At 50.7% G+C, this 24,680-nt stretch carries 18 protein-coding genes and 1 rRNA gene; 8 read left to right on the top strand and 11 right to left on the bottom strand.

The window, feature by feature from the left end:
- Positions 1-59: 59 nt before the first annotated feature.
- Together ACN0YN_RS22095 and ACN0YN_RS22090 are read right to left on the bottom strand one after the other, a co-directional pair.
- The gene (locus ACN0YN_RS22095) at positions 60-1,628 is read right to left on the bottom strand and encodes a hypothetical protein (RefSeq protein ID WP_417387194.1); all 1,569 of its coding nucleotides are present in this window, start codon (positions 1,626-1,628) and stop codon (positions 60-62) included.
- Positions 1,625-2,764, bottom strand: coding sequence for a hypothetical protein (locus tag ACN0YN_RS22090; RefSeq protein ID WP_417387193.1), 1,140 nt, complete (start codon positions 2,762-2,764; stop codon positions 1,625-1,627). Before ACN0YN_RS22090 ends, ACN0YN_RS22095 begins: the two co-directional genes overlap by 4 nt.
- Positions 2,765-3,192: 428 nt before the next feature.
- On the opposite strand from ACN0YN_RS22090, the gene ACN0YN_RS22085 reads away from it, so the two are divergent.
- From ACN0YN_RS22085 to epmA, 3 genes are read left to right on the top strand one after another with little or no spacing between them, the layout of a single operon-like run.
- Entirely contained in the window at positions 3,193-6,969 is a 3,777-nt protein-coding gene (locus tag ACN0YN_RS22085) for a hypothetical protein (protein WP_417387192.1), read from the top strand.
- Between the two features lie 44 nt (positions 6,970-7,013).
- The gene (locus ACN0YN_RS22080) at positions 7,014-7,487 is read left to right on the top strand and encodes a DUF1499 domain-containing protein (RefSeq protein ID WP_417387191.1); all 474 of its coding nucleotides are present in this window, start codon (positions 7,014-7,016) and stop codon (positions 7,485-7,487) included.
- On the top strand, positions 7,484-8,533 hold the full coding sequence (epmA, locus tag ACN0YN_RS22075) for an EF-P lysine aminoacylase EpmA (protein ID WP_417387190.1): 1,050 nt from the start codon (positions 7,484-7,486) through the stop codon (positions 8,531-8,533). Before ACN0YN_RS22080 ends, epmA begins: the two co-directional genes overlap by 4 nt.
- Positions 8,534-8,544: 11 nt before the next feature.
- Here the strand turns inward: epmA and ACN0YN_RS22070 are convergent, their stop codons facing one another.
- A complete protein-coding gene (locus tag ACN0YN_RS22070; RefSeq protein ID WP_417387189.1) occupies positions 8,545-9,528 on the bottom strand; it encodes a DUF1559 domain-containing protein in 984 nt (327 codons plus the stop codon).
- Positions 9,529-9,947: 419 nt separating this feature from the next.
- Entirely contained in the window at positions 9,948-10,523 is a 576-nt protein-coding gene (locus ACN0YN_RS22065; RefSeq protein ID WP_417387188.1) for an exonuclease domain-containing protein, read from the bottom strand.
- A gap of 379 nt (positions 10,524-10,902) precedes the next feature.
- Between ACN0YN_RS22065 and ACN0YN_RS22060 the strand changes: the two genes are divergently transcribed.
- The 5 genes from ACN0YN_RS22060 to ACN0YN_RS22040 all read left to right on the top strand — a co-directional run bounded on the left by ACN0YN_RS22060 (position 10,903) and on the right by ACN0YN_RS22040 (position 19,359).
- Positions 10,903-12,096, top strand: a complete 1,194-nt coding sequence (locus tag ACN0YN_RS22060; protein ID WP_417387187.1) for a SpoIIE family protein phosphatase — start codon at positions 10,903-10,905, stop codon at positions 12,094-12,096.
- 14 nt (positions 12,097-12,110) lie between these two features.
- Entirely contained in the window at positions 12,111-15,686 is a 3,576-nt protein-coding gene (locus ACN0YN_RS22055; RefSeq protein WP_417387186.1) for a PAS domain S-box protein, read from the top strand.
- Between the two features lie 145 nt (positions 15,687-15,831).
- Positions 15,832-18,078, top strand: coding sequence for a hypothetical protein (locus ACN0YN_RS22050; protein ID WP_417387185.1), 2,247 nt, complete (start codon positions 15,832-15,834; stop codon positions 18,076-18,078).
- Positions 18,079-18,150: 72 nt separating this feature from the next.
- Complete coding sequence (locus tag ACN0YN_RS22045) at positions 18,151-19,095, top strand: SMI1/KNR4 family protein (protein WP_417387184.1); 945 nt, start codon at positions 18,151-18,153, stop codon at positions 19,093-19,095.
- A 36-nt stretch (positions 19,096-19,131) separates the two neighbouring features.
- On the top strand, positions 19,132-19,359 hold the full coding sequence (locus ACN0YN_RS22040) for a hypothetical protein (protein ID WP_417387183.1): 228 nt from the start codon (positions 19,132-19,134) through the stop codon (positions 19,357-19,359).
- Here ACN0YN_RS22040 and ACN0YN_RS22035 read toward each other — a convergent pair.
- The 7 genes from ACN0YN_RS22035 to ACN0YN_RS22005 all read right to left on the bottom strand — a co-directional run.
- Positions 19,340-19,855, bottom strand: a complete 516-nt coding sequence (locus ACN0YN_RS22035) for a hypothetical protein (protein ID WP_417387182.1) — start codon at positions 19,853-19,855, stop codon at positions 19,340-19,342. The two genes, ACN0YN_RS22040 and ACN0YN_RS22035, sit on opposite strands and share 20 nt — an antisense overlap.
- A gap of 66 nt (positions 19,856-19,921) precedes the next feature.
- Positions 19,922-20,239, bottom strand: coding sequence for a hypothetical protein (locus tag ACN0YN_RS22030; protein ID WP_417387181.1), 318 nt, complete (start codon positions 20,237-20,239; stop codon positions 19,922-19,924).
- A 108-nt stretch (positions 20,240-20,347) separates the two neighbouring features.
- A complete protein-coding gene (locus ACN0YN_RS22025; protein ID WP_417387180.1) occupies positions 20,348-21,673 on the bottom strand; it encodes a Gfo/Idh/MocA family protein in 1,326 nt (441 codons plus the stop codon).
- A 255-nt stretch (positions 21,674-21,928) separates the two neighbouring features.
- Entirely contained in the window at positions 21,929-22,447 is a 519-nt protein-coding gene (locus ACN0YN_RS22020) for a hypothetical protein (protein ID WP_417387179.1), read from the bottom strand.
- 126 nt (positions 22,448-22,573) lie between these two features.
- On the bottom strand, positions 22,574-22,918 hold the full coding sequence (locus ACN0YN_RS22015; protein WP_417387178.1) for a hypothetical protein: 345 nt from the start codon (positions 22,916-22,918) through the stop codon (positions 22,574-22,576).
- A 302-nt stretch (positions 22,919-23,220) separates the two neighbouring features.
- Positions 23,221-24,255, bottom strand: a complete 1,035-nt coding sequence (locus tag ACN0YN_RS22010) for a hypothetical protein (protein ID WP_417387177.1) — start codon at positions 24,253-24,255, stop codon at positions 23,221-23,223.
- Positions 24,256-24,596: 341 nt separating this feature from the next.
- A 16S ribosomal RNA gene (locus ACN0YN_RS22005) occupies positions 24,597-24,680 on the bottom strand; the annotation flags it as partial.

Genomic DNA, 24,680 nt, shown 5'->3' with positions numbered 1-24,680 from the left:
ACTGCGGAATATGAACCGAATTTCATCCCGGCATCATCACTGCGGATTTGTACCGGCGGCTATTCGACCGGATCCGCTTCTTCCGTCAGGGGTGATGCGGACATCTGTGCGTTCCGAATCCGGACCACCGTCAATTCATCCGAACGACGTTTGCGGGCCAGTTGAATGACCAGCGACTGATTGCTGACTTCGCCGTAAATCCAGAGTTCATTGATTTTCCCCCCCGAAATACTGCGGCCGATCTGGGTAGGTGCCCCGAGCACCTTCTGGACCTGATCCCGGTTCATGCCCGCGACGACCGTCCCGTTTCGAATGGCCTTGCGAATCGGATCATCCCGAAACTCTTTCACTTCTTTTGGATTGAGCCACTGATCTTCCTGCAGCATGAACCCCAGTCTTGCCAGCAGAACCGATGCTTCCGTCGATTTGGGATTCAGCTCCCAGGCGCGCAACAGAACTTTGGCGGCGGCCTGTTTATCGTCGGTCAGTTCCATCAGGTCTCGGGCCAGCCGCACACGACCGTCGGCATCGTTCGGGTCCAGTTTTTTACGGCGGGATTCAATCCAGTTTACCAACGTCTGCCTGGCCTTGTCTTTCATTCCCCGCCTCTGAAATTCCTGTGACAGATCGAGCACATATTGACGCGGCAGTTCATCCACGCGATTCAAATCAAAATCGAGCTGCATGTTCTGATATTTTTGAACCAGCTCGGTCCGCTCAGGAATTTCCTTTGCAATAGCAGCAGCAATTTCAAAACCATTGCTGCCTCCGTCTGCCAGATTTTTCAGAATCCGGTCGAGTATAATCTCGGCATAGAACCAGCGCATCAATCGGTTTTGTTTGGATTCGTCCGACTGCTGAAAGATTTCATTCTGACTTTTCAGATACTGCTCGCGTTCCTGGGGATTGTCTTTGTTCTGAGGCGTTTTTGCAGTCGGGAAGAATTTCAGAATCTGACTGAGTAGCGGCTTTACATCCGCTTTCGGCTGTTTCTGCAGCTGCTCCCATTCGAGCACCAGTGCCTCATGCTGCAGTTCCCGCGAGAATTGCGGATCGAGTTTATATTCCTGAACCCGGCTGGCCAGTTTGAGCAGGGTTTCCGGCTGTTTGACGACCAGCTGGTTGTACTCCGCTTTAACCCCCTTGCGATAGGCGTCCTGTGCCATTTTTTTCAGTTCGTCATCGTTATAAAATTCCGCACGATTGGTGGCCCAGTCTCCCAGGGAATACCATTCGCGGGGATTGGTCAGGTCAATTTTGGATTCTTCCGTGACGAAAGCCTCCATGTCCGACGGCATTTTTTTCAGACTGGTAATCTTAAACAGCAGCCGTCCATTCTCGCGCGCCAGTTGTCCGGTCACTTCCACATTTTGCACCGAGTTATCCAGCTTCGGAACATTACCGGCATAATAAAAGGGGATCGGGCAGTTGCGAAATCGCAGCGACAGAGAATTGAACGTGGAGATGCGTCCTTCCAGTGTCTGTGAAACACCAATCAGCTTATCCCATTTCTCGCGCTGGCTGACAAAATTCTGAATGCTGCGGTCGGCGGCCTGGGAAACAGCCTGAACGCCAAGCACTGCCAGGCACAGGATTAAGTATCGCAGGTACGATTCTGTTTTTTTCATTCTGTCAGCCCCAGGTAATGGGATTGTTGATTCAAAATCTTTTCGATCTGTTCGCGATTCTGAAACGCATCGAACTCAATGCCCAGCAGTTGATAAAGTTTCAGATGCGACCAGAGAAAAGCAGTCTTGCCGTTCAACTTGATAATGCCGGTATCAGGGCGACTGGCATCCGGGTGAAAGCCCGCGATTTGTGCTGCAAATATGACCGGTTGTCCCGGATGTGTTTTCAGATATTCTTCAAACGCCGGTGAATCCAATTCCAGGTAGAGCGTGTATTCATCGAGCAGCACGGGCAGATTCAGTCGATATCGGGTAGGTTCTGTCTCTTCCTGTGTCTCGACAGGCGAAAGTGTTGCTTCAAAGATCATCCAGGAATCAGCGTAGCGCACATCAAACAGGGTTTTCCAGCTGTCGAGCCCTGACTGTTTGATTTGATCGACGGCTTCTTCAGCCATTTCGAACAGTGGTGCGCCCGCTTGCGTATTGATTGCCAGCAGTTCGCGTGAAGTCTGGCGGATTTCGTTGGCGGCAGGATCATCACGCCCCAGAACGGTCAACGCCTGGAATGCTTCCTGGTAGGCTTCGTTCGCGGCAATCAGGTCTTCCTGTTCCAGCATCTCCTCCCCGGTCTGGGTGGCGGCTTTGAGTGTATCGCTGGCCTGCTCCATTTTGCGGCTGTGCAGGATGCCGTAACCGGTCAGCCCCACAATCAGAATGATCCCCGCCAGGATTCCCCGGAAAGGAGTAATCAGACGCGTCCGGGGTGCCGGCAGTTCAAACGGAGAGACTTCTGCTCGGGCCTCGGTCGCTGAATTCGCTTCCGCAGGTTTCCGGGCCTCCTGCTTCGCTTTACGTTTCTCTCGTAAGCGGGTCACAAATGCCGAATTCAGGATGAAATCGGACAGCTGCTGCTGTTTCGGTAACTGCTTCTTCTTTTTGCGGGCCTTGGGCGCAGGATACGTGTTCCGCGGGAGAATAAAATAGGCTTCATTGCATTGCTGACAGGCGTGTCGATAAGGGCCTTTCCGCCGATATCCTGACAGGCTGACACCGCAAACACAGACGATTTCATAAGGCTCGGGAATATCCTCCTCGCGACGCTTGTTTTTCGAAGGGATTTTCAGCCAGTCAGCCATAAAATCGATACCGCTTTTGCACGAGGTAAGGTATTGCCCGAAGCGAATTTACCATGAATCTGAGCATGGAAATTGACTCCCCCTATTATAGGCATCCTGACTGTGGATGTCACAGGTCTCTCCCGTGGAGAGACGCTGGATGAGCAATATTGTCTGAAATTCCTCTATTTTTCGGAAATGACGGCAGGCTTTTGACCGCTACAACCGGTATTTCCGTGTCCAGTCACCCGACACTTTTATTTAAGAGAATTCCCTCCATTTGTGCAGAACCAAAAGTTTGACCGACCCGGTTTTCCAAGGTATATGCCAGTACAAATACTATGTTTCTTTTTTGAATCATCAACGTTGATCTCACTCAATTATGGTCAGTACGGATACTTTCCGACTCAATTCAAAAATCAAATGACGCGATTTTTTGGAGTATCAGGATGTTAACAAAATCATCCCCACATGCGCAGATCACACAAAACACCGGTGAGCCGACTCTCCAGGTTTCACTGCAGCCTTTAACACATCCTCTGCCTTATCTCAATCTCACCACGGGTGAATACAAAGTCGGCTCAGCTGCGACCTGCCCGATTCAGATTGCGATCCCGGGCATTGCCGAAGAGCATTGCCGGATTATTGTTGGGGAAAGCGATGTCATTCTGAAGGCCATCGATCCCCGGATCTGGTCCAATGACCGTCCAGTACGCCAGCTGAGACTGACTGCAGGCACGAAATTTTTCATTGGCCCGATTGAGTACCAGGTGGAATCGGTCGAACAGATCGCTGATTCAGAACCAGCGCCAGAGCCCCCACCGGCAGCGAATCCCACTACCAGCCGGCGGATTGAAATCCCTACTGAACTGATGGAAATTGCCAACTTTCAAAGCGCGCTGCAGGAACGACAGAAACTGATCAAACAGATTGAAACAGAACAGCTGGAGCTGCAGAAGGAAATGCAGTTGCAGGAAGCCGAACTCGCTCGCTTGCAAAAGCAATTGACCGCAGAGAGAGAACAGGCGGCTCAGAATCCTCCACAACCTCAATTCGATGCCTCTTCCCGTTCATTTGATGAATCCATCCTGGAACTGGATCAGAAACTGCAGCAGTTGAACCTACTGAAAGGAGAGATCGCGCACGAGCAGTCAGAACTCCTTTTACACCAGAACCAGGTGACTCAGCAGCAAGAGCAACTGACCCGCCTGGAAAAAGAACTCTGCTCTTCACAGGAAGTACTCTCTGAAGAATCCCGCCAGCTGGCTCATGCCTGGCTGGATCTGGAAGCAGAGCAGTCTGCCTCCCGAACCGAACTGGAAACGGAACAGGCCCATCTGGAAGCAGCAATCCAGCGACAGGAGCAGCAGGACCATTCTACAAAACAGGCTGAACAGGCCTGCCAGGAACGGGAACGGCAGCTACAGGAAGAACAGAGCCGACTGGTCGAACGCGAAGCCAGCCTGGAAACAGAACAGCAGAGACTGCAGGCGCTGGAGCAGGAACTGAAATCCCGGCAACAGGAGATTGAAACCGAGCAAGAGTCGCTGGCCGCTCAACGCGATCAGCAGACCGAACTGGAACAACGGCAGCAGCAACTCCAGCAGGATCTGGAGCAGCTGAAACAAAATCGTCAGCAGTTGGAAGCAGATCAGACCGAGTTTCAATCACAACAGACTGCGCTGGCTGAAGAACAGACGAAAATACGGAAACTCCAGACGGAAATAGAGCAGAAGAATCAGTCTCTGACAGAACTGGATGCGGAGATTTCTCAGCGTCAGAACAGCATGTCAGAACAACAGGAACAGCTGGAGCAGTTACAGGCCGAGCTGACTTCCCGTACTGCCGACCTGGAATCAGAACAGGAGAAACTGCAGGGCGAACGCGAAGAACTGAATCAGCAGATTACTGAGTTTGAGGAACAGAAATCTCGCTTTGAAAGAGCACAATCTGAGTGGGAAAATGCACGCCAGTCCCTGGAAGAGGAACAGAGGGAATTGGAATCTGATCGACAGCAACTGGATGAACAGCAGGCCAACCTGGAACAGTATCAGACGGAACTGGATCTGCAGAAACAGGAACTGGAAAAACGGGAACAGTCGCTGACTGAACAGGAAACACTGCTGGAAACGAAGCAGATCGATTCAAGAAACGCTGCGGAAGAGACTCCGGATACAGCCACGGAAGAGGTGTCCTCCCAGGAATTGCTGGATGAGTTGAACCAGGAACGTGAACAGTTTGAAAGTGACCGGTTGCAACTGGCTGCCGAACAGGAGAAGTTGAAGACCTCTCTGACAGAGCTTCAGGATCAGCAAGAGAAACATCAGGAAGAATTGCGCGCCTTTGAAGAACGGGAAAGCCAGTTGATTTCTCAACAGGAAGAACTGGAGTCCCTGCAGAATACACTGGCAGAACAGAAACAGGAACTGGAGCAGGAACAGGCAACGTTCCAGGAATCACTGACCGATTTCAACCTGGCACGCGAGCAGCTGGAAACAGAGCGTACCGATTTCCTGAAACAAAAGTCAGAACTGGAACAGGAACGTACAGACTGCGAGCGTCAGCAGGAAGAAATTACGGCTCGCGAGCAGGAATACGAAAAACGCGAAGCAGCACTGACAGCCAGGGAGCAGGAGGTCACTGAACTTCAGGAAAAATTGCAGTCACAGTCAGCAGAGCCGAACCCAGCGGAGGCAGATGAGCAATCCACGGCAGTCGAACAGGCAGAACTCCAACAGCAACAGGAAGAGCTGGAACAGCTGCGCGGCGAACTTGAAACATTACAGTCAGAACTGAATCAACGGGAAGAACAGTTATCAAACCGGGAAGAAGAACTTCTTTCGCAACAGACAGCAGCCTCTGATCAGCAGACCGCTTTGGAAGACCTGGCTCAGGAAAAAGAAAAACTGGCTCTGGATCATGATCAGTTGAGTATCGATCGTGAAGAGATTGCACGCCAGCGGGAACAACTGAAATCGAATCAGATTCAATTCGAAAAGGATCGGGGAGAACTGGAAGACCGGGAACGAATTTTAGAGATTCGTGAACAGGAACTCGCAGAGCGGGAAAGTCTGCTTGCCGAAGTAGGTCTGACTTCTGCTGACAGTCCTTCCCTGCCCGATGACTCACCCTCGCTGCAAACTCCACTTGAAAAGGAGGGGGAAACGGAACCCTGCCCCGACGAAACAGAAACCGAGACGAAGGCGACTGGTTCATTGCTGCAGTCATTCATCAATGACTATGCTGAGTCGGAGCTCGAATCGGAACTCGAGACCAAACCGGCAGTCCCATTGAAAACAACCAGCCTGCTCGATTTATTCAAAGAGAAGAATGAATCAGAGGTAGTGGAAGCTCCACCAGAGTACGAATCGAATCCATCCGGGATGGAACAACAGCTTCCATCGGAATCGACCGCCGGTAACAGTCCGGAAGCTGAATCAGAAGATTCCAATTCAATCGCCGCTTATATGGAACAACTGCTGGCCCGTGCACGTGGGAAATCCGGATCGTCGAATACTTCCCACTCCAATCCCTCAGCAGGACATTCCAGCCAGAAACCAGCAACGCACGCCGGTTCATCTACAAAATCTCAGTTAGAAACAGTGCAGGCAAATCCCAGTATCTCAATGGAAGAAAAACTGGCAACCCTCAATCAGGCTCCCACTCATCAGCAGGATAAGGACGCCGTCCGCAACGCCATGAATTCGTTCCGTGATGTTGCCAACTATTCTGCCCGCATGGCCATCGCCCGGCATTCGCTCAAACACCAGAAAACAGATTTAATCTTCAAAGGGATTCTGAGCGGGCTCTGTATCCTGTTCTCTTTGATCATCTTCGGAGAAGCATTCTGGGGATCCAACAGTCTGGGCGTATTCAAGTGGGCCGCACTGGCTGTCACCATTGCTTCGACAGCCCAGTTTCTGCGAGGCTGGAATGAAGCACGCAGCTTACTCTCGTGTAAAATCCCTGATGAAACGGAACTGACAGAAGAAAATGCAGAACAGACTCTCCCGGCAGCGAAACAGCCAGGAGCACAGAATTATTCTCTGGAATCCCTGAATGACGAAGTCGATTCACTATCTAACCAGTGGGCACAGTTGTCAGCCGAGGAGGAACAGCTACAATCTCTTAAAGAAGATCTGTTTAAGAAACCCGGATATCAAGCACAGCTTGACGACGATGATCAGTTTCAGACTTCAGATTCGAAAATGGATCAAGACCCATAAACACACAACCGCCTGCTCAATCCAACAGGAGACGTATTAGAAACATGTTGATTTTCTGGTGCGTCTCTTTTTTATTCGCGGCTTACCTGCTGATTCTCGGCATCAACTGGATGTCGAAACCGGCGACTCAACCAGGCGCCTTCGAAGACAGGCTGGCCCCCTGCCCCGATTCTCCCAACTGTGTCTGTTCACAGGACCAGAGCGAACTGCATCAGATTGCACCGCTGACCTTCACGGGAACGCCGACTGAAGCCCGCCAGCGTCTTTTGGATATACTCAAACAGCAGAAAGGCTGTCAGGTTGTGGATCAGGAAGGCGATTATCTGCGGGCCGAATTTCGATCCTTTCTCTTCCGTTTTGTAGACGACGTTGAGTTTCTGTTTGATTCGCGTCAGAATGTGATTCAGGTTCGTTCCGCTTCGCGTATCGGCCATTCGGATCTGGGTGTGAACCGGAAACGAATCGAAACCATTCGCACATTATTTTCCCGCGAAGATCATTCAGCTTCGGAAAAATGAATCAGCCAGACTCCGACTATCTGCCCACGGCAACTATTCAAACGCTGCAACACCGCAGCCAGTTACTGCGCGCCATTCGTCACTTCTTTGAATCCCGGGGATACTGGGAAGTCGAAACGCCTTTAATCTCCCGCGATACTGTCGTTGATGCTTATATCGATCCGTTTCTCACTCACTGGCATACAGTCGAGGGGGCAGCGAACACGGCAGGCGAACCACGTTATCTGCAGACATCGCCCGAATTCGCGATGAAACGATTACTGACGGCTGGTGCCGATCAGATCTATCAGATCACCCACGCGTTCCGGCAGGCCGAACGGGGCTCCATGCATAACCCGGAATTTGCGATGCTCGAATGGTATCGGCTGGGGGAAACGCACCACGATCAGATGACTTTTGTGGAAGCGCTGATTCGTCACATCTATCAGACGGCCGCGTCTCTGCCGGATCGATCTACAGTTTTGGAATTACCCGCTCAGCCGTTTGAACGCTTCAGCTACGAAGATGCGTTCCTGCAGTTCGCCGGTCTCTCCGGGCTGCATTCGACGGCAGAAGAGTTTCAGCAGACCGCCCGCCGACATGACATTTCTGTTCCAGCGGATTTTGAGACCTCCAATTGCCTGAGCTGGCAGAACCTGCTGCTGGTAGAACTGATCGAACCGGCATTGCGCAAGAAAAAAGCGGTCTTCCTCTACGATTACCCGGCCTCGCAGGCCGCCTTAGCGCGCATCAGACAGGGAGATCATCCCGGTTCCGCAGGAGTGGCTGAGCGTTTTGAGCTCTATCTGCAAGGCATCGAAATCTGCAATGGCTATCATGAACTGACCGATGCCGACGAATTACGGGCAAGGATCATCCAGCAGTCTGCATTGCGTGAACGGGAGAATCGTCTCCGGTTGCCTGCAGAAAGTTATCTTCTGCAGGCGATGGAAGCGGGCCTGCCTGACTGTGCAGGCACCGCACTCGGCCTGGATCGCCTGATCATGCTCGCGTTAGGAAAGCAGACACTTCAGGAAGTGATTGCATTCCCGGTGGAACGTGCCTGAAGCGGCAGCGATTACCACTCACCATTCATGCGTTCGCCATCATTCCGCACACACAGCTGACGGAACAGATTCGCATCGATATTTTTTGCCATCGATTTGGCAGAACCATCGGCCAGGGCAAAGTGGATCACATCGTCATGCCAGGAGCCAAACGTCATGTGAAAGGGGGCACCGCCGGATGCCTGATAAGGCGTGCCATCAAAATTCTGACCATTAAAGTGAGTCGTTCCGGTGGAACTGTTCACAAACCCTGCCAGGGAGCTGTGACTGTCCGCCCAGAAACCAAAGGTAGACTCACCAAACAGGAGTGTATTGGTTTCCCCATCAGGAATATCCCGAAACTTCGTCCCGCTATTCGCACCGAACATGCCCCCCTTGAAATCGGCACTGTAGGGAATCACATTTGAGAACCCTTCCAGATAACCCCCTACACCACGATAGTTCGAATAACCCAGGTTGCGGGGTCGATTGGAAGGCAATGATGCAGAGGGGCAGACATAACTCTCGATGGCGATGGTACTCGCATTCTTACTGTCAGTTGAGAACTTCGAGAGATTGTAATTAATATTGATATTTGCCTGATTCATCTCACCCAGGATCAGAGACTGCCAGCCCCACCAGGGTGACAATTCCCACTCCACGAGTCGAAACTGGTTAGCCCCACTGTTACCATAAACCGGAATCATGACATCTTCACTGAAGACAACATTGGCATTCTGGGGACCGTTGGTCGGATTTCCATTCGCATCCAGTGGTAACGCTTCGATCCACCCGGATGGGAAACTGCGAAACGAGTTCGCGTAGTTATGAGCCGCCAGACTGATCTGTTTCAGGTTATTGATACACTGAGTCCGTCGGGCACTTTCCCGAGCACGTTGAATTGCAGGCAGCAGCATCGCTGCTAACAGCGCGATAATGGCCATCACCACCAGGAGTTCAATCAAAGTAAATCCACGACGGGATGAGTGCCTGGAATCTGGTACGAAGTTGCGCATCGATAACTCCCTGATTGTGAATGTCGCTACCCAGCCTGATGCTTGATTGACGGGATTGGGGCTTTAAATTCGTTAACGAAAGGGTCTGACTCTACTTATATTTTCCATACTGGCAGCGTGGAAGTCAATTATGAATTGACTTTTCTACCGGTAGTTTTGTCCAGAACCTGTATGGAACTAATTGTAAACCAAGATTCAACTAAACGCAAACAATGGCTGGACTTCAGTCTGGATTTGACCAGACTGACATTGACGCGACTTAGATCATTTCAACTTCAACTCCCTTTATAACGCACAATCTGCCAACGTCACTACTGCACCCTTACTGGCAGTAGCGACGGAATCAGGGAGTACTGAATGAACCTGCTTCTTACGTCATTTGTGTGTATTTTTTTAGAAGATTTTACTGAAAACCAGAATTATGCCCCGCCCCCGATAATCCAGGGCATCAGCTTAGCCATATTCCGCGCATCGTCGATGCCGCGGTGATGTGTTCCCTGCAGCGGGATTCCCGCTTTCTGCAAGGCCCCCGCCATACCAAATCTCTTTTTCAACCCCTGGGTAATCGAGAACTGCTTTTTGAGATTCAGGTGGGCCTCAGGGAAAGGATACGCCACGCGATGATAATGGCAGTCCTGGATAAACTGCGATTTATCATAGTCTCCCCACGAACAGAACAGGTAGTCCTCATACGGAGTAAGCCAGGACAGCATCGCCTGCAGCGCGTCTGGAAATCGGGGCGCCTGATCGACGTCTGTCTGACGGATTGAAGTCAACCGGGTACAAAAAGACGTGAGTTGTGGATTGCGGACTGGCTGAATGAACGTCTGAAATTCGTCTACCACAGCGAGCCCGCTACGCGCCACCAGGACGGCACCGATTTCAATGATCTCCATTTCGTTTCGTGGAAACGACCGCTGATCACAACAGGTCGCTTCCAGATCAACGATCAGGAAGTACTGGTATCGGCTATAAAACTCAGGATTTAAATTCATCGTTTTCTGATCTCAAAGAAGTCTGCACAATGTACTTTAGAATACTAAAAAAACAAATACTACTGGTCGCACATACTGCAAAGCAATCCCTCCATAAGACCTGATCTCATCAATCACAGGTATCGACCAGCTCAGTAATCCAACTGATTCACTCCTGATCTGCGTAGTTCTCAAATCTCTTTTAGAATTGAAACTTTTATGTTGCTATCATTAATCATCACAAGCAAACTTTAATAAATGAAAACAATGAGCTCTTAAGCGATGTATCTCAAACTCAAAGTTTCACAGAATAACCGGGCCTGAGGTAAATCAGTTTGTTGATAGAAATTCAAGGACAGGAATTCATTTCTATCGTAATGCGTATTCAGTGTGGGCCACTATGCGTGATACCTCATTACTTCTTGTTGAAGATAACAGTCTTGATGCGAGACTGATTTCATCACAATTGAATAAAGCAGGGTGCAGTAGACTCACTCATGTCAGCACTTTGCAGGAAGCCGTTTCCTGGCTTGAAATGTCGAATCATGTCGATGTCATCGTCCTCGACCTCACCCTGCCTGACTCAATGGGGCTGAATACTTTTCAGCTTCTCTATAAACGATTCCCTCATATCCCGATCGTCATTTTAAGCGGGCGCACTGATCAGACTCTGGCGATCAAAGCGGTCTCGCTTGGCGCACAGGATTACGTTTTCAAAACGGAAGCCAGCAGCAGTGTCCTGGTTCGTTCGATCCGATATGCCATCGAACGCATGCGACGACTGCAGATTGAAAAAGACATGATTTCGATGGATCGGGATCTGGAATACGCGCGCGAAATACAACAACACCTGCTGCCACAGACTCTGCCACAAGTCGACGGCATCGACATGGCCAGTGTTTCAATCCCCGCCAACTGGACAGGCGGGGATTTTTTTGACGTCATTCCCATCAGTCGTCATATCAAATGCAATCATGACCTCTGGCAACCGGAAAAATCATTAGACCGAGACAACGCGATCTGGGGGCTGACAATCGCTGATGTGAGCAGCCACGGCTTTGCCCCTTCTCTGATCATGGTTGATACCCGGCGCGTACTCCGCACGTGTTCCCATATTCTGCAGGATCCGGGTGAGATCCTGACCTTTACTAATCGAGCCGTTTCCGAAGTCACTTTAGAAGGCCAGTTCGTCACGTTGTTTTATGGACGACTGGACCCGCGCGAACGTACGCTGGAATTCTCTTCAGCCGGGCATCCCATCTGGATCGTTGATAACCAGGGAAAATTAAACATGCCTGACTATGCAGGCGCTCCATTAGGACTGATCCCGGATGCACAATACAAAACCGACGGTAAGCTGAATTTAAAGGTCGGCGAAGTATTACTGGTGATTACTGATGGCCTGTATGAATGCCGATCGACGCGGGGTGAAATCTACGGCATCGATCGCGTTTGCGAAGTGATTCACCAGCATCGTGAAAAATCGACAGAGCAGATTGTAAAAGAACTCTTGAAATCAGTTCATCAATTCGCGGGATCTCTGACAATCGATGATGATATTACGATCCTGTTGATCAAGATGACCGAACCATAACGAAAGAACCAGGCATGTTGCGCAATCCGACGATCTGGTGGGCAATGCTGGGAGTGATACTGTCACTCGTGATGCCCGCGGTCGGAAGTTTCGTTGTCCTGAAGTTTTATCCTGATACGCGATTCGCCAGTTTACCCGTTCATTCCCTCATTGAATCAGCGGGCGGATTGATGGCGGTTGCCATTGCCGGCATCCTGATCGTCGAACGCAAGCACAAATCGGATGCGGCCTATTATTTTTCCATGGCCTGTGCTCTGATCGCGATGGGCATCCTGGATATCTTCCACGCCGCCGTGCTGCCGGGTAACAGTTTTGTGTGGCTGCACAGTACTGCCACACTTGCGGGAGGTCTGTTCTTTGCGACGGTATGGTTCAATCGCAGCCTGCCCGAAAGTCGTCTCGCCCAGGCTGCAATCTGGTTCACCCTGTTCGGCAGTTGTCTGTTGGGCCTGCATGCCTGCCTGCGCCCCAATCAGCTGCCTTTGATGTTCTCCAACGGCTCTTTCACAACACTGGCACGCTGGTTCAATATCTGGGGTGGCATCGGATTTCTGATCGCGGGAGCATTTTTCATCAGGCGATTTCATCTCAATGCGAAACACGAATCCTGGCTGTTCGCAGTCCACACCGTGCTTCTGGGCTCTGCCGGTATCCTGTTTGAGTTGTCTTCTCTGTGGGATCTGGCCTGGTGGTGGTGGCATTTCCTGCGGATTTCCGCCTACATCGCTGCCCTGGCATTCGCGATCAAAGTCTGTCTCGATACCGAACACCAGCTGCTGCATCTCAACCGGATACTCCAGACCACAAACCAGCGTCTCGATAATAAAGTCGCGCAGCGGACCGAGGAACTGCGACTCAAAGAAGAACGATTCAAACTCGCCGTCGAAGGCTCAACCGATGGACTGTGGGACTGGGACATTCAGACCAACAAAGTCTTTTATGCAACCCGTTTCAAGGAACTGCTGGGACTCCGCTGCGATGAAATGCGCGACCACTTCTCGGAATTCGAGTCGCGCCTCCATCCGGAAGATCATGACCCGATCCAGGCTGCCATTCAAAGACACCTCACTCTGCATGAACCCTATGATGTGCAATACCGGCTGCAATTGAAAAACGGCGCATACCGCTGGTTTCGCGCCCGCGGACAGGCGATCTGGAACGAACGGGGGCAGGCCACCCGCATGGCTGGTTCAATCACTGATATCCATGATCAGAAACTGGCAGAAGACGCATTGGAATATGAACAGTTCCTGCTGAAAACACTGCTGGACAACCTTCCGGATGAAATCGCTTTCAAAGATACCGAGGGAACCTTTCTGCGCGTCAGTTCGGCTCTGGCCCGGCGCCTGGGAATGGAAAACCCCAAAGAGGTGGAAGGGCTGTCCAATTATGATTTCTTTCCTGCGGACTATGCCCGGAAACGATTAGAACAGGAACGGGAACTGATGCAGTCCGGGCATCCCCTCGTCAGAAAAGAAGAGCCTATGCAGGGTCCTCATGGCGAGAACCTGATGATGCTGACAACCAAGATCCCGATGCGTAACCGCCAGGGTACCGTGATTGGAACGTTCGGTATCGCTCACGATATCACCGATATGAAACGGGCGGAAGAACGCTTTCGACTGGTTGTCGAAGCCACCCCGAATCCCATTCTGCTGGTCAATACGCTGGGGACGATCCAGCTGGCCAACTGGGCCGCCTTTCAGATGTTCGGTTATGAACTGAATGTATTAATCGGAATGACACTGGAAAACCTTTTCGCTACCCAACAGGAGGATGGACATTTCCAGAATCTCAAAGAGCTGCTAAAACACCCCAGAGCAAAATTACTGACAGAGCCTCAGGAAGTGAACGGGCTGTGTCAGAACGGAAAAACGTTACCACTGGAAATCCGGTTGATCCCCGTTGAAATTGATGGCGAACAACTGGTGCTGATCAGCATCTTTGACATGTCGGTTCATAAACAGGTCGACGAAACGCTGAAACGCGCCATACTGGCTGCGGAGCAGGCGAATCAGGAAAAAAACAATTTCCTGGCAAATATGAGCCATGAAATCCGCACCCCGCTCAACGCCATCATCGGCATCTCTGAAATACTGCTGAACTCTTCCCTGGAGCCACAGCAGCATGAATTCCTCTCCATCGTTCTGGACTCGGGAGAATCGCTGCTTTCCATCATCAACGATCTCCTCGATTTCTCCAAGATCGAATCAGGAAAAATGGAACTGGAGTCGATCCATTTTGATCTCCGCCAGGAAATTGGTAATGTGTTCAAACTCCTGTCGCCACGGAACCACACGAAAGACCTGAAAATTTCCTGGCAGGTTCAAAGTGAGATTCCCCAATATCTGATCGGAGACCCCACTCACCTCAGACAGATTTTGATGAACCTTGTCGGTAACGCAATTAAATTTACTCTGAAAGGGGAAGTGGTTCTGAATGTAGAACGCCAGGAAGATGACGACGATTCGCTCGTCCACCTGCTCTTTGCAGTCCATGATACCGGCATCGGAATTCCACCCGAACAACTCGACCGGATCTTCTCCCGCTTCGTGCAGGCAGACTCATCGACCACACGCAAGTTTGGTGGTTCCGGACTGGGTTTGACGATTACCACACGAATTATTGAAGCCATGCAGGGTCGAATCTTGGCTCAGAGTGAACCCGGTGAAGGGAGTCTCTTCCAATTCACACTGGCGTTCCCGGAAGGCAAAGCGCCGGATGAACCTGACTCTGTCAACCAGACATCAAGGCAAACATCGGCAGACCAGCAGGCGGTTTATTCATCCTCTCAACAGGTCACCGACCAACAGGGATCGCCGATGAATTCCCTCCCGCCACTCCGGGTGCTCATGGCAGAGGATGGCAGGTCAAATCAACTGCTCGTTAAAACACTGCTGGAGAAATGGGGGCATACCGTTACCATTGCCGAAAATGGGAAGATCGCTGTCGAACTCTGGACCAGTGAACCGTTCGACCTGATCCTGATGGATGTGACGATGCCTGAAATGGATGGTTTGGAAGCCACACGAGCCATCCGCGAACAGGAAACCCTGCCCGGCCAACACATCCCGATCATTGCCATGACGGCCCGGGCGATGAAAGGAGATCTGGAACAATGCCTGCAGGCAGGGATGGACGGTTATGTCTCGAAACCGATTCATAAACAGGAACTCGATGCCGAGATGGCCCGGTTCTTTCCGGAATCAACAGACACAATCCAAGCTGATCCGGTCACACTGAATGTTCCCCTGGTCAACTGGAATGAAGCACTCCGGGTTGTGGAAGACGACGAAGATCTACTCTGTGACCTGATTTCAGAATGTATCACCGAACTGCCGGAGTTGCTGGACCATCTGGAAAATGCCCTGCACAATGATGATGCAGCGACTGCTTATCGCTACGCTCACACCACCAAGGCAGCCGCCCGCACATTTGGAATCAGCGCCTTATTCGAACAGGCAGACCTGACCGAACAGGCTGCCGCACTGAATGACCTGGCAACGGTTCGAGAGCACCTGCCGACGCTGCGCTCGCTCGTCAGCCAGGTGATTCCGGAACTCGATGAGCGACTGAACCGTCAGGTTTGAGACAGACGGGCAGTTTCCCTGTTTGAGGTCTGAACCAGATTCTCGACGACCAGATCTTGTAATCATTTCTTGCTTTCATCACATCGGTCATACACAATTAACAATGTTACACAGTCTCAATACTCTACCAGCCATGAGACATGCCATGTTTCGCTGCAATGTAATCAATCCGAAATGTTACTGCATCCTGTGGATGTTCGGCCACGTGTTAACGTGGGGTTGTGAATCACAGGAGCAGCCCCCATCAACAGCAGCAGCAGGGCCCCAGGTCAACTCACCTCCTGACACAGAATTACCCGATACGCCGATCACAGTTCCCGTCGCAAAGGAGCCTCATCCCTGGGATACACCAAAAAACCTGCTGCTGTTCGTTGCCAAACATCAGTGGTCGGATAAAGAGCAGTCGCAAGCATTAGAGAAGATCGCCCGTTTCGACACCCCCAACAGGCAAGAAAAACAGCCCGCACCTCAAATTCATTTCTTCACCGCCCCGGTAAACTTGAAGCTCGATTTAGCCCGGTTGTCCAGACAGCTTGCCATCAAGGGAAAAAATACCGAGGCGTTTCAGATGGCGCTGTTAATCCCGGAACGGGACGATCAACCAAACTGGATGAACCGGTTGAAGTCTCCCCCCGTCCCCAACGGGAAGAAGAATCAGACTCGCGATTTCATTCGAAAGCTGGCAGACTCCGCTGAAAAAACCGGGGGCGATCTGATCATCGAATCATCACGAACCATCGAGGACCCGGAAGAACGAGATGCGGTATTGAGCCGACTCGTACCATATCTGGTTGATCAGGACAACATTGACACTGCCCTGAAACTGATTGAGGAGATGCAGTCGGCGGACAGTCAAACTGAGGCACTGGATGTAATCGCGAGAAAACAGATCAAAGAAAATCAACTGGAAGCCGCGATTCGTCTGGTCGATCGAATGCAGCCTGCCGAGGAAGCCCTGCGCATCAAGATCGTCTTAGTTTTCGATATAGTCAATCACCTGATGCAGTCGGGTGATCTGGATCGGGCGCTGCAGCTGGCAAAAACAGTGAAAGACCCGGAACAACAGAACAGCGTGCTGGAAACCATCGTCCTGAAGCTGATTGAACAACATCAGTTTCAAAAGGCACTGGAACTCTGTCAGCAGGTAAAAAATTATGAATACGATGCTGCAAAAGATAATTGTTTCGATCAGCTGATTACCGAACTCATCGCTGCAGGTCAGCTTGATCAGGCGATCAAGGCCTTCCCCCTCATTAAAGCAGACTCGCTCTGTAAACTGTTTGTGATCGATGATCTGATCAAATCGCTGATGAAAACGCAGCAGAGGGAACAGGTTCTGCAAGTGGCTCAAAAGTTTGAAACAGCCGAGGAACGAAGGACGGCGCGGAGAGCAGTTTCAGAATATCTGGCTCAGCATCATCAGTTCCAGCAGGCATTGGAAGTGGCAGAATCGATTGAGGCGAGTTATGAAAAACAAAGGGCACTGAGTGAGATCATCGAACAACGGCTTCAGTGCGGTCAACTGGAACCGATTGTGGCTCTGTTACAGAAACATACAGACTCTGATCCCCTTGCTGTCAGCTTTGAACCTTTCATGTACCACGACGCCAACCATCAGTGGCATAGTAGCGTTCCCCTGTACCAGCAGCTGATAACGGCATTCGTCGCTGCCCAAAAGCCGGATCAGGCCTATAAAACATCGCAAACCCTGCAGGATGAAGACAAGAAACTGACAGCCACCCAGTTTCTGATCGAAGCCCAGGTAGAAGCCGGCAACTACGAAAAAGCATGTGATCTCGCGATCAACTATCAGACCGATGAGTACTCCCAGTCAGACCTTCAGTCGACCGCAGCCAACAGTCTTGTCGTCGCCGGTCAATACCCGCTCGCACTAAAACTGGCAGATCAACTTCAAGACAATGATCTGCGCCAGCAGGTAAAATTTCAACGTGTGATGCAGCTGGCCCGTAAAGGAGAACTGGAACAGGCACAAGAATTGGCGGCGACACTCCACCACTTTAAATGGAAACCCGAAGCCCAGTTGGAACTGGTCTACGCTTTGATCGGAAAACGCGAGCTTGACGATGCGATACGCATCACAAAAAAGATCGAACACGCCAGCCTGAAACCCAAAGCTGAAGAATCGCTGATCAATGCATTGCTCGAATCCAACCGAACTCAACAGGCCGGGGAGATCGCCTGCGACATCTGGAACCCCAGACTTCGAAATTCCGAGTTATTCAAAGTCGCGGAACAACTGGCGACAAAACCGGTTTTAGGTGAAAATAATTTTCAGAGCTTCTCCAGCGGTAATCGTAAATTAAAAACCAAATTCACGCCTGAGGAACAGAAACTGGCCCGGTGCATCGTCGTCACAATAGACGCTGATTGAGTGAATGTTTAAACTCTTTGATGCACTACATCTGCGTTCTTCCTGCTTTAATTTTCATCTGAAACGGTTTTCATGACAGCATCTGGTTCCCCCATTCAGCAGATGAAACGCTTCCTGCAGAAACGCAAGTGGTCCGAAGCCACGAAAGTATCCGACAGTGAACGGCTCGTGTTAAGCCTGTTTCTGGAAAGCAAAGATCCAAGGCTCCGCAAGTTCTGGCTGCAGTGGGAGGCTGCGGAACGCTTCGAGCGACGTTTCACCGCACCACAGGAACACGCGTACGAACTGAAGTGGATGCGTTCGGTAGCCGCATTGTCACACAACAGTCTGCAGACGAAACAGGAGACCGAGCCGGTCGTGATCACCGATCAGCTCACCCGCAAGCAGCTGCAGTTCCGACTGACGATTCAACCCGGTGGCTGGGCCGGACCGTTAATCGGCGAAACCGTCGATGGTTCTCCCTTTCCTCTCGACTGGAAACCAGAGCTGCCTAAGAACCGAATGGATGCAACACGACTCTCGCCATTACCCCCGCAGGCGGAGCAATGTGGCGGAAAAAAACGAATGGAAGCCTGGCTGAAGGGGGAGCACATCGATCCCGGCTTTACCGACTTCATCGAGTTTTTTGAACCCGCCACAGAGAACGAGCTGACACAACTGGAGCAGCGGTTAAAAGTCGAACTACCCGAAGTATATCGGCAGTTTCTCCAGTGTTCGAATGGCCTGTTGATCGGCGAGAATTATTTCCCCGGCACCAGGGACGCACGACTGGCCCCCTTCCCCGACGACTCGTTTCCGCCGGCCCTGTATCTGACTGACGAAATCATCAATAATCTGGCCGACGGTTTTTACTGCCTGCCACTGGAGGGAGAAAACCAGCTGCAGGTTCTCCACTTCGATCAATACGGCGAGCAGAAACGAATGAGCATTTCTCTACAGGAGTTTCTGCATCTCAAGCTGGAAACACTGCCGAACCAGTATCTGAATTACTGCGATCTGCTGCGCGTGGAAATTTAATTAATCAGAGCACAGCCATGGAATGGCTCAAAAGACTTGATCCACTCAGTCATTGTCTACGTTCAATTGACCAGACCTTCAATCAACGTATTCTTCATTCACCCGACTCAGAAACGGGATCTGACAATGACGTTTTTCCAGATTCTGGTGTTATATATCCTGTGTTTTCTGATCTATAACGTCCGCAGGAACAACCAGCGCATCCGCAAACTGAAACAGGATGTAGCGCAGTTAGAGGAAAAACTCAAGACAGAGGATGGCTGAAGAAGGATTCGGTTTTTTCTGCCAGTCGCCGACGCTGCCACCAGCGCAATCCCGGCTCAAGAATCAGCAGTAAAATACATTGGCCACCATACAACCACATAAATATAAGCGCCTCCGTAGAAGCTAACTCGGGAACCTCAGGAGGATTTCGATAGCGGCAGATCAGAAAGAACCCTTCCATCACCAGCGCCAGAATTAGTAAACGCAGCAGTAGTGAAGGTCGAACCAAAGTCTGTCTCCTGTTCCAGTATAGCAGCGTCAGATTCCCCGCCAGCACGGGCAGACAAATGGGCGTGGAGACCAGAATAATCACAGGTCCGGCAAGCAGTAATGGAAAAACGATTGGTACAATTGACGTTGCGATCACCGCCGCAACCAGAAAGACGAAGTAAGGCATCCGGGGGATGGCCGCGAGGCGCTGAGAGTACCTCTGAGCCAAACGGCGAATCGTCTGATACCAGCGGGTAAACGTTGGCATCTGTTCTGCGAGTTTCATCCGTCATCCTTTTCTGCTGCTGAAGCTGGTTCATAAAGCAATCTCTCCGTTGTGTCTGCGCACCTGTCAAAACGGGTTTACCATCATAAAAAACCACATGAGTACCAGCAGACCGATATTGATCGGCAAAGCGCGAAAGCAAAACGAGGGAGAAATCCGATTCCAGGCGCTGCGGGAGATCAGTGCAATAGTATCAACGAGTCCCACCGCGGAAATGAAGAGCGTGGAATAATAACAGAAAACGACAAGGGCGAATAAATTCCCATCCATGCATCCGCCACTATAAGATTCAATCTCCCAACGGCAATAAGGTAAAAACAGAACCGAGTAAAGCAGTACGCTCCAGTAGATTACGGTCCGCGTCTTGGAAAAGTGGGATATCATCAAAGTGCCGCTCCAGTAACGGTTTTCGAGAAAAAACGGTTCACTGGAGATACAGGCGGAACGCAGGGAGAAACATCACGCTAAAATATCAGAAATCTGATCGTTCCGTTAATAAAACCGGGTTTTACCGGGCTGGGCTACGGGGGCGACGCTCAACGGACCGAATGTGTATTCCGGTGGCGTCAGGTCTTCTTTAGAATTCCAGGCTTCGTCCCAGGTCACATTTTTCCCTGTGAATGAGGCCATGCGCCCCATGATTGCCATCAGCGAACTTTTCGCCGCGTACTCACCATTACAGAGGGGGGTATCAGTACGGATGCTGTTGAACAGGGCGGCGTGTTCCTGCACATACGGTAGATCCTGTGCTCCGTTTCTGTCGCGGCCACGAGCCCGGCTGTAACGCCAGGTTTCCGCACCGCTGAGCGTATTTCGATTCAAATCGGCGGTTCCCTTTTCGCCGAATACCAGTTGAGACGTATCGATGTCTGTACCATCCTGCTGGCGACAGAAGGCAAAACAGCGTTGTCCGCTGCTGTATTCATAACAGATGGCATGATGGTCAAAGATGTGACCGTAGAGTGGATCGATCCGCGACTGCCGGCCACCCAGCCCGAAACATTTGACAGGATATTCATTCTGCATGGCCCAGGACATCAGGTCGAGCCCATGCACGTGCTGCTCCACCAGTTGCCCCCCTGAGAGCCAGGTGAAGTAATACCAGTTGCGCAGCTGCCATTCCATATCACTCCATTCAGGCTTGCGGGGATGTGACCAGAGACCATTGATGTTGTAGTTCGTCTGCAGGGTCACAATCTTTCCAAGTTGACCGTCATGGATGCGATTGATGGTTTCCTGCATCGCCTTACTGTAGCGGAGCATTAAGCCGGACATGATCGACAGCCGTTTCTGCCGCGCCAGGCGGCAGGTTTCCATCACAGAGCGCACCCCCGGTGCATCGACCGCCACCGGTTTTTCAGCGAAGACATGTTTACCGGCTGCGATCGCCTGTTTCAGATGGGCGGGACGAAAGTGCGGGGGCGTGGTCAGTAGTACGACATCAACGTCGGTCTTTAACAACTTTTCACAGGCATCGAAGCCGACGAATTCCTGATCTGGTTCGACAGCATACTGGTTACCAATCGCTTTTTTAATGCGATCTGCACTCGCTTTGAGCTTGTCTTCAAAAACATCAGCCAGCGCCACGAGCTGTGTATTCGGGTCCGCCTGCATGGCATTCACCGCGGCACCGGAACCACGGGAGCCACAGCCAATCAGGCCGACACGCAATGTATCAGCATCCTTACCAGCCCCGGCCCAGACTGCTGGTGCGACAGCCAGCCCCGCCGCAGTCGCGGTTCCCGCCTGCTGAAGAAAGGTTCTGCGTGATACAGATTGATCTTTGCTGGAGGAATGCTCCTCTGTCTGCTCGCTCATGGAAATCGTCTCCGGAATTCATTTTTTCAACAGATTATCGCTACTGTCCAGCATGACAGACAGCAGACGCGATGTCTAGAACAACGGCAGATTCAGCAGCTGGAGGAAGTGTGTCGTGAATCAGAAAAGTTGAACGATGCTGCGGTTTATGTAGAAAAACAACGTTTGATTTTCAAGTTCGAGGACAAACGCCGGTCCGGTGGCTCTTCTTCTTATTTAGTGCCATCAATCATTGGCTTAAGACAGACACCACGCTTACTTCACATTGATCAGGGATACTTCCACTCTATGTATGGGAAGGCGCTCACAATCTTTGAACCGCAGCGTTTCGGAATTATATCGAGCTGCTGCCATGGAAAATCCGAAATCGTTGTTAGCGGGAATGTTTCTGGCATCACCACAAATGCGTGACTGGCTCTGCAGTACATTTCCACATTCATCCAGCAGCCGGGCGGTCACGCGAACCTTATGCTCACCAGGTTGGCCGGGAAAGACAAATGTTACACCGACGTGGAATTGATCATCGTGCCGACTGGTATTGAGACTTTGCACCTCAGCCAGATCCGGGACATTCAGATTCAATTCATGAAACGTTTTTCCAGAAACCAGTAACTGACCAACGAAGACACCTTCACCGGGACCATATTCTCGCGCCGGAAAAGGCCCGTCTGCAGAGACTGTCATCTCACACTCACCAGCCCCTGCCTGCTGTGAAATCAGCATTGCCAAAGCCAGCATTATTATCAGCGGCAGTAACTTCAGTGGTTTTTGCATTCGAGAGTCCATCCGACTCGATCCTTCCTGTCTTCTGGTAAAAGAAAAACGGAGCGTGCTGAAGTATAAACAAATAGATGCCTGCCCCCAATCCCGGAATCAGCTGACACCAGAAATCTCTTATTTCTAAGGAGAAAACAGACTTTCATTTTCGAGTTCAATTACAAACCCTGGTCCGGTTTTCTGAGGCTGCCAGCCAGCTGCTTTCGCTTCGTCAATGATCGTTCGAATGTGCCGCGGCGTGATCACAGGATAATCTTTACTGGTTTTGACACCCGGTTCAGAAATATCCAGCCAGAAATTACGCGTGAACAGCCCACGCACTTCCAGTCGCGAGCCACCAGCGTCCCTCTGTATTGTCACATTGAGCTGAAATTTTCCGTCTTCATCAGGTCGTGTTGTAGAAACTTTGTAGCGGAAGGCTTCTTCTTCGATCATGATTCGGCGGCTGTTCTTGCGGTTTAACGCCATTTACCAGTTTTCCTTTGACTGCTTTTTAATAAAAAACAGGCCGATCAAAATCACTTTCCAATATCGCTATAATTGAAAATTCTAGATCGCATCACATTTAACCATAGCGTCTTTCAATCTAATATACTCGGCCCAAATGGCTCAGGAAACACTACAATAAAACTGGACACAGTCTAAACATCACTTGCAGCATGGCTTTAACACTTTGATTAACGGGTACCATCCAGGCAACTGACCTGACCCTAGATGCACTTCCGCAGTTGTCAGCAGACAAATTCTCACACGCAGCATGACAGACACGGTTATGGACTGGAAGGCGCGTCAGCAGACTCCGGGTCTTTCGCAGAGCCTTTTTTGTAGGACTTGATGATTTTTCGATTCTCGATTTCATAGACGAGTGCACCATCCGGAATTTCCAGATTCTGGAAGAATGAAAGCTCATGCCGGGGAGTCAGGGAGACCTCTTTCGTCTGATATTTTTTCGTCCACTGCACGATCTTCTGCCCCGTTTTCAGAAGATAGGGGCTAAAAGAAGTCGTCTTCGTTTCTTTTGGAAACCAGAAACCCGGACTGACTTCGATCCATTCCAGCACTTCTCCTTCCACGGTCGGCTGATCTTCTGATAATTTCAACTGGTAGGAACAATAGCGGGCGGGAATGAAATTTCTGTCTGCCGCCAGCCAGAATTCGAGTCGTCTGACAGGTTTTTTATTTTTGTGGAGGGTAGCCCAGATCTGATGACACTTCAAACCGTTGAAATCTGCTTCCCCCCGGTACGCATATTCTAGACTGAATTCAGTTGACCAGTTGACATCGGGTGAGTCTGTGATCGCTTTGTCACCTGATAAGAGTGTCGACAGGGACATGTAATAGTTAGGACCGCGCAGGAATAACATGTGTGGCCGAATATGGTAATCATCACCTGCGTATCCCTGAATGAGATTGACGATGTGATCCTGCTCCAGGAGCCTGGTCAGTTTTCCGTCATACATCTTGATATGATTTGAGTTGCGGGAACTCCCATCCTGAAAGAGATTAACTGACTCGACCTCGACCCGATAGTTACCCTCCTGCGACACGTACCAGATTGAATTCGTCCTGGTAGCATAAATCAGCACCTCGTTTTTTTCCGGTATACGGATACGGGGGGCAGCAGGACCATCCTGATAAGTGTAATCAATTTTGAGATCGATATTTTTATATTTAGTCTCGTTGTGTTTGACCTGCTCAACCAGTGTTTCAAATGTGATTTCGGCTTTTAACGTGCCGGTGAGCCCCATAATAAACAGGAATCCCAGAGCGGAGCATCTCAGAAAACGGGAGTGGGATTTCAACATGGGGGTACACCTTTGATTGGGACCTGGCTAGAGATTTGTGCGCTGACTGCGGTTCTACCGATGTTTCCCTGTTGATGTTACGGTATCAGCGACAGAAGTTCATTCTTTTTTTGCCAGATAAATACAGAACGTCCGGAGTTCCGATTTATTTCTGTTCCCCTCTGATTGCGCAACCCGTCAGATTTCTGTGAAGGTTTCTTATGTACGTAAAAAAGCCTCACTCAGATTTCTCTGAGTGAGGCTTTCGTATAAGCAAAAGGTTGGTGGTCAAGTTTTAAGAGCTTCGTCCTATAGGTTGTTGATCGGACTGCTATTGATAAACAGTCATCAATTATCCTTAGAAAGGAGGTGATCCAGCCGCAGGTTCCCCTACGGCTACCTTGTTACGACTTAGTCCCAATCACGGAGTTCATCTTAGGCGCCTG

It is taken from the genome of Gimesia sp., assembly GCF_048260065.1.
GTDB lineage: Bacteria > Planctomycetota > Planctomycetia > Planctomycetales > Planctomycetaceae > Gimesia.
The sequence above is the reverse complement of the archived record's forward strand: the minus strand, read 5'-3'. Positions and strand labels throughout refer to the sequence as shown.

Coding starts and splice junctions, on each gene's coding strand:
- ACN0YN_RS22095 (WP_417387194.1), bottom strand. CDS start 1,628: ATGAAAAAAACAGAATCGTACCTGCGATACTTAATCCTGTGCCTGGCA.
- ACN0YN_RS22090 (WP_417387193.1), bottom strand. CDS start 2,764: ATGGCTGACTGGCTGAAAATCCCTTCGAAAAACAAGCGTCGCGAGGAG.
- ACN0YN_RS22085 (WP_417387192.1), top strand. CDS start 3,193: ATGTTAACAAAATCATCCCCACATGCGCAGATCACACAAAACACCGGT.
- ACN0YN_RS22080 (WP_417387191.1), top strand. CDS start 7,014: ATGTTGATTTTCTGGTGCGTCTCTTTTTTATTCGCGGCTTACCTGCTG.
- epmA (WP_417387190.1), top strand. CDS start 7,484: ATGAATCAGCCAGACTCCGACTATCTGCCCACGGCAACTATTCAAACG.
- ACN0YN_RS22070 (WP_417387189.1), bottom strand. CDS start 9,528: ATGCGCAACTTCGTACCAGATTCCAGGCACTCATCCCGTCGTGGATTT.
- ACN0YN_RS22065 (WP_417387188.1), bottom strand. CDS start 10,523: ATGAATTTAAATCCTGAGTTTTATAGCCGATACCAGTACTTCCTGATC.
- ACN0YN_RS22060 (WP_417387187.1), top strand. CDS start 10,903: ATGCGTGATACCTCATTACTTCTTGTTGAAGATAACAGTCTTGATGCG.
- ACN0YN_RS22055 (WP_417387186.1), top strand. CDS start 12,111: ATGTTGCGCAATCCGACGATCTGGTGGGCAATGCTGGGAGTGATACTG.
- ACN0YN_RS22050 (WP_417387185.1), top strand. CDS start 15,832: ATGTTTCGCTGCAATGTAATCAATCCGAAATGTTACTGCATCCTGTGG.
- ACN0YN_RS22045 (WP_417387184.1), top strand. CDS start 18,151: ATGACAGCATCTGGTTCCCCCATTCAGCAGATGAAACGCTTCCTGCAG.
- ACN0YN_RS22035 (WP_417387182.1), bottom strand. CDS start 19,855: ATGAAACTCGCAGAACAGATGCCAACGTTTACCCGCTGGTATCAGACG.
- ACN0YN_RS22030 (WP_417387181.1), bottom strand. CDS start 20,239: ATGATATCCCACTTTTCCAAGACGCGGACCGTAATCTACTGGAGCGTA.
- ACN0YN_RS22025 (WP_417387180.1), bottom strand. CDS start 21,673: ATGAGCGAGCAGACAGAGGAGCATTCCTCCAGCAAAGATCAATCTGTA.
- ACN0YN_RS22020 (WP_417387179.1), bottom strand. CDS start 22,447: ATGCAAAAACCACTGAAGTTACTGCCGCTGATAATAATGCTGGCTTTG.
- ACN0YN_RS22015 (WP_417387178.1), bottom strand. CDS start 22,918: ATGGCGTTAAACCGCAAGAACAGCCGCCGAATCATGATCGAAGAAGAA.
- ACN0YN_RS22010 (WP_417387177.1), bottom strand. CDS start 24,255: ATGTTGAAATCCCACTCCCGTTTTCTGAGATGCTCCGCTCTGGGATTC.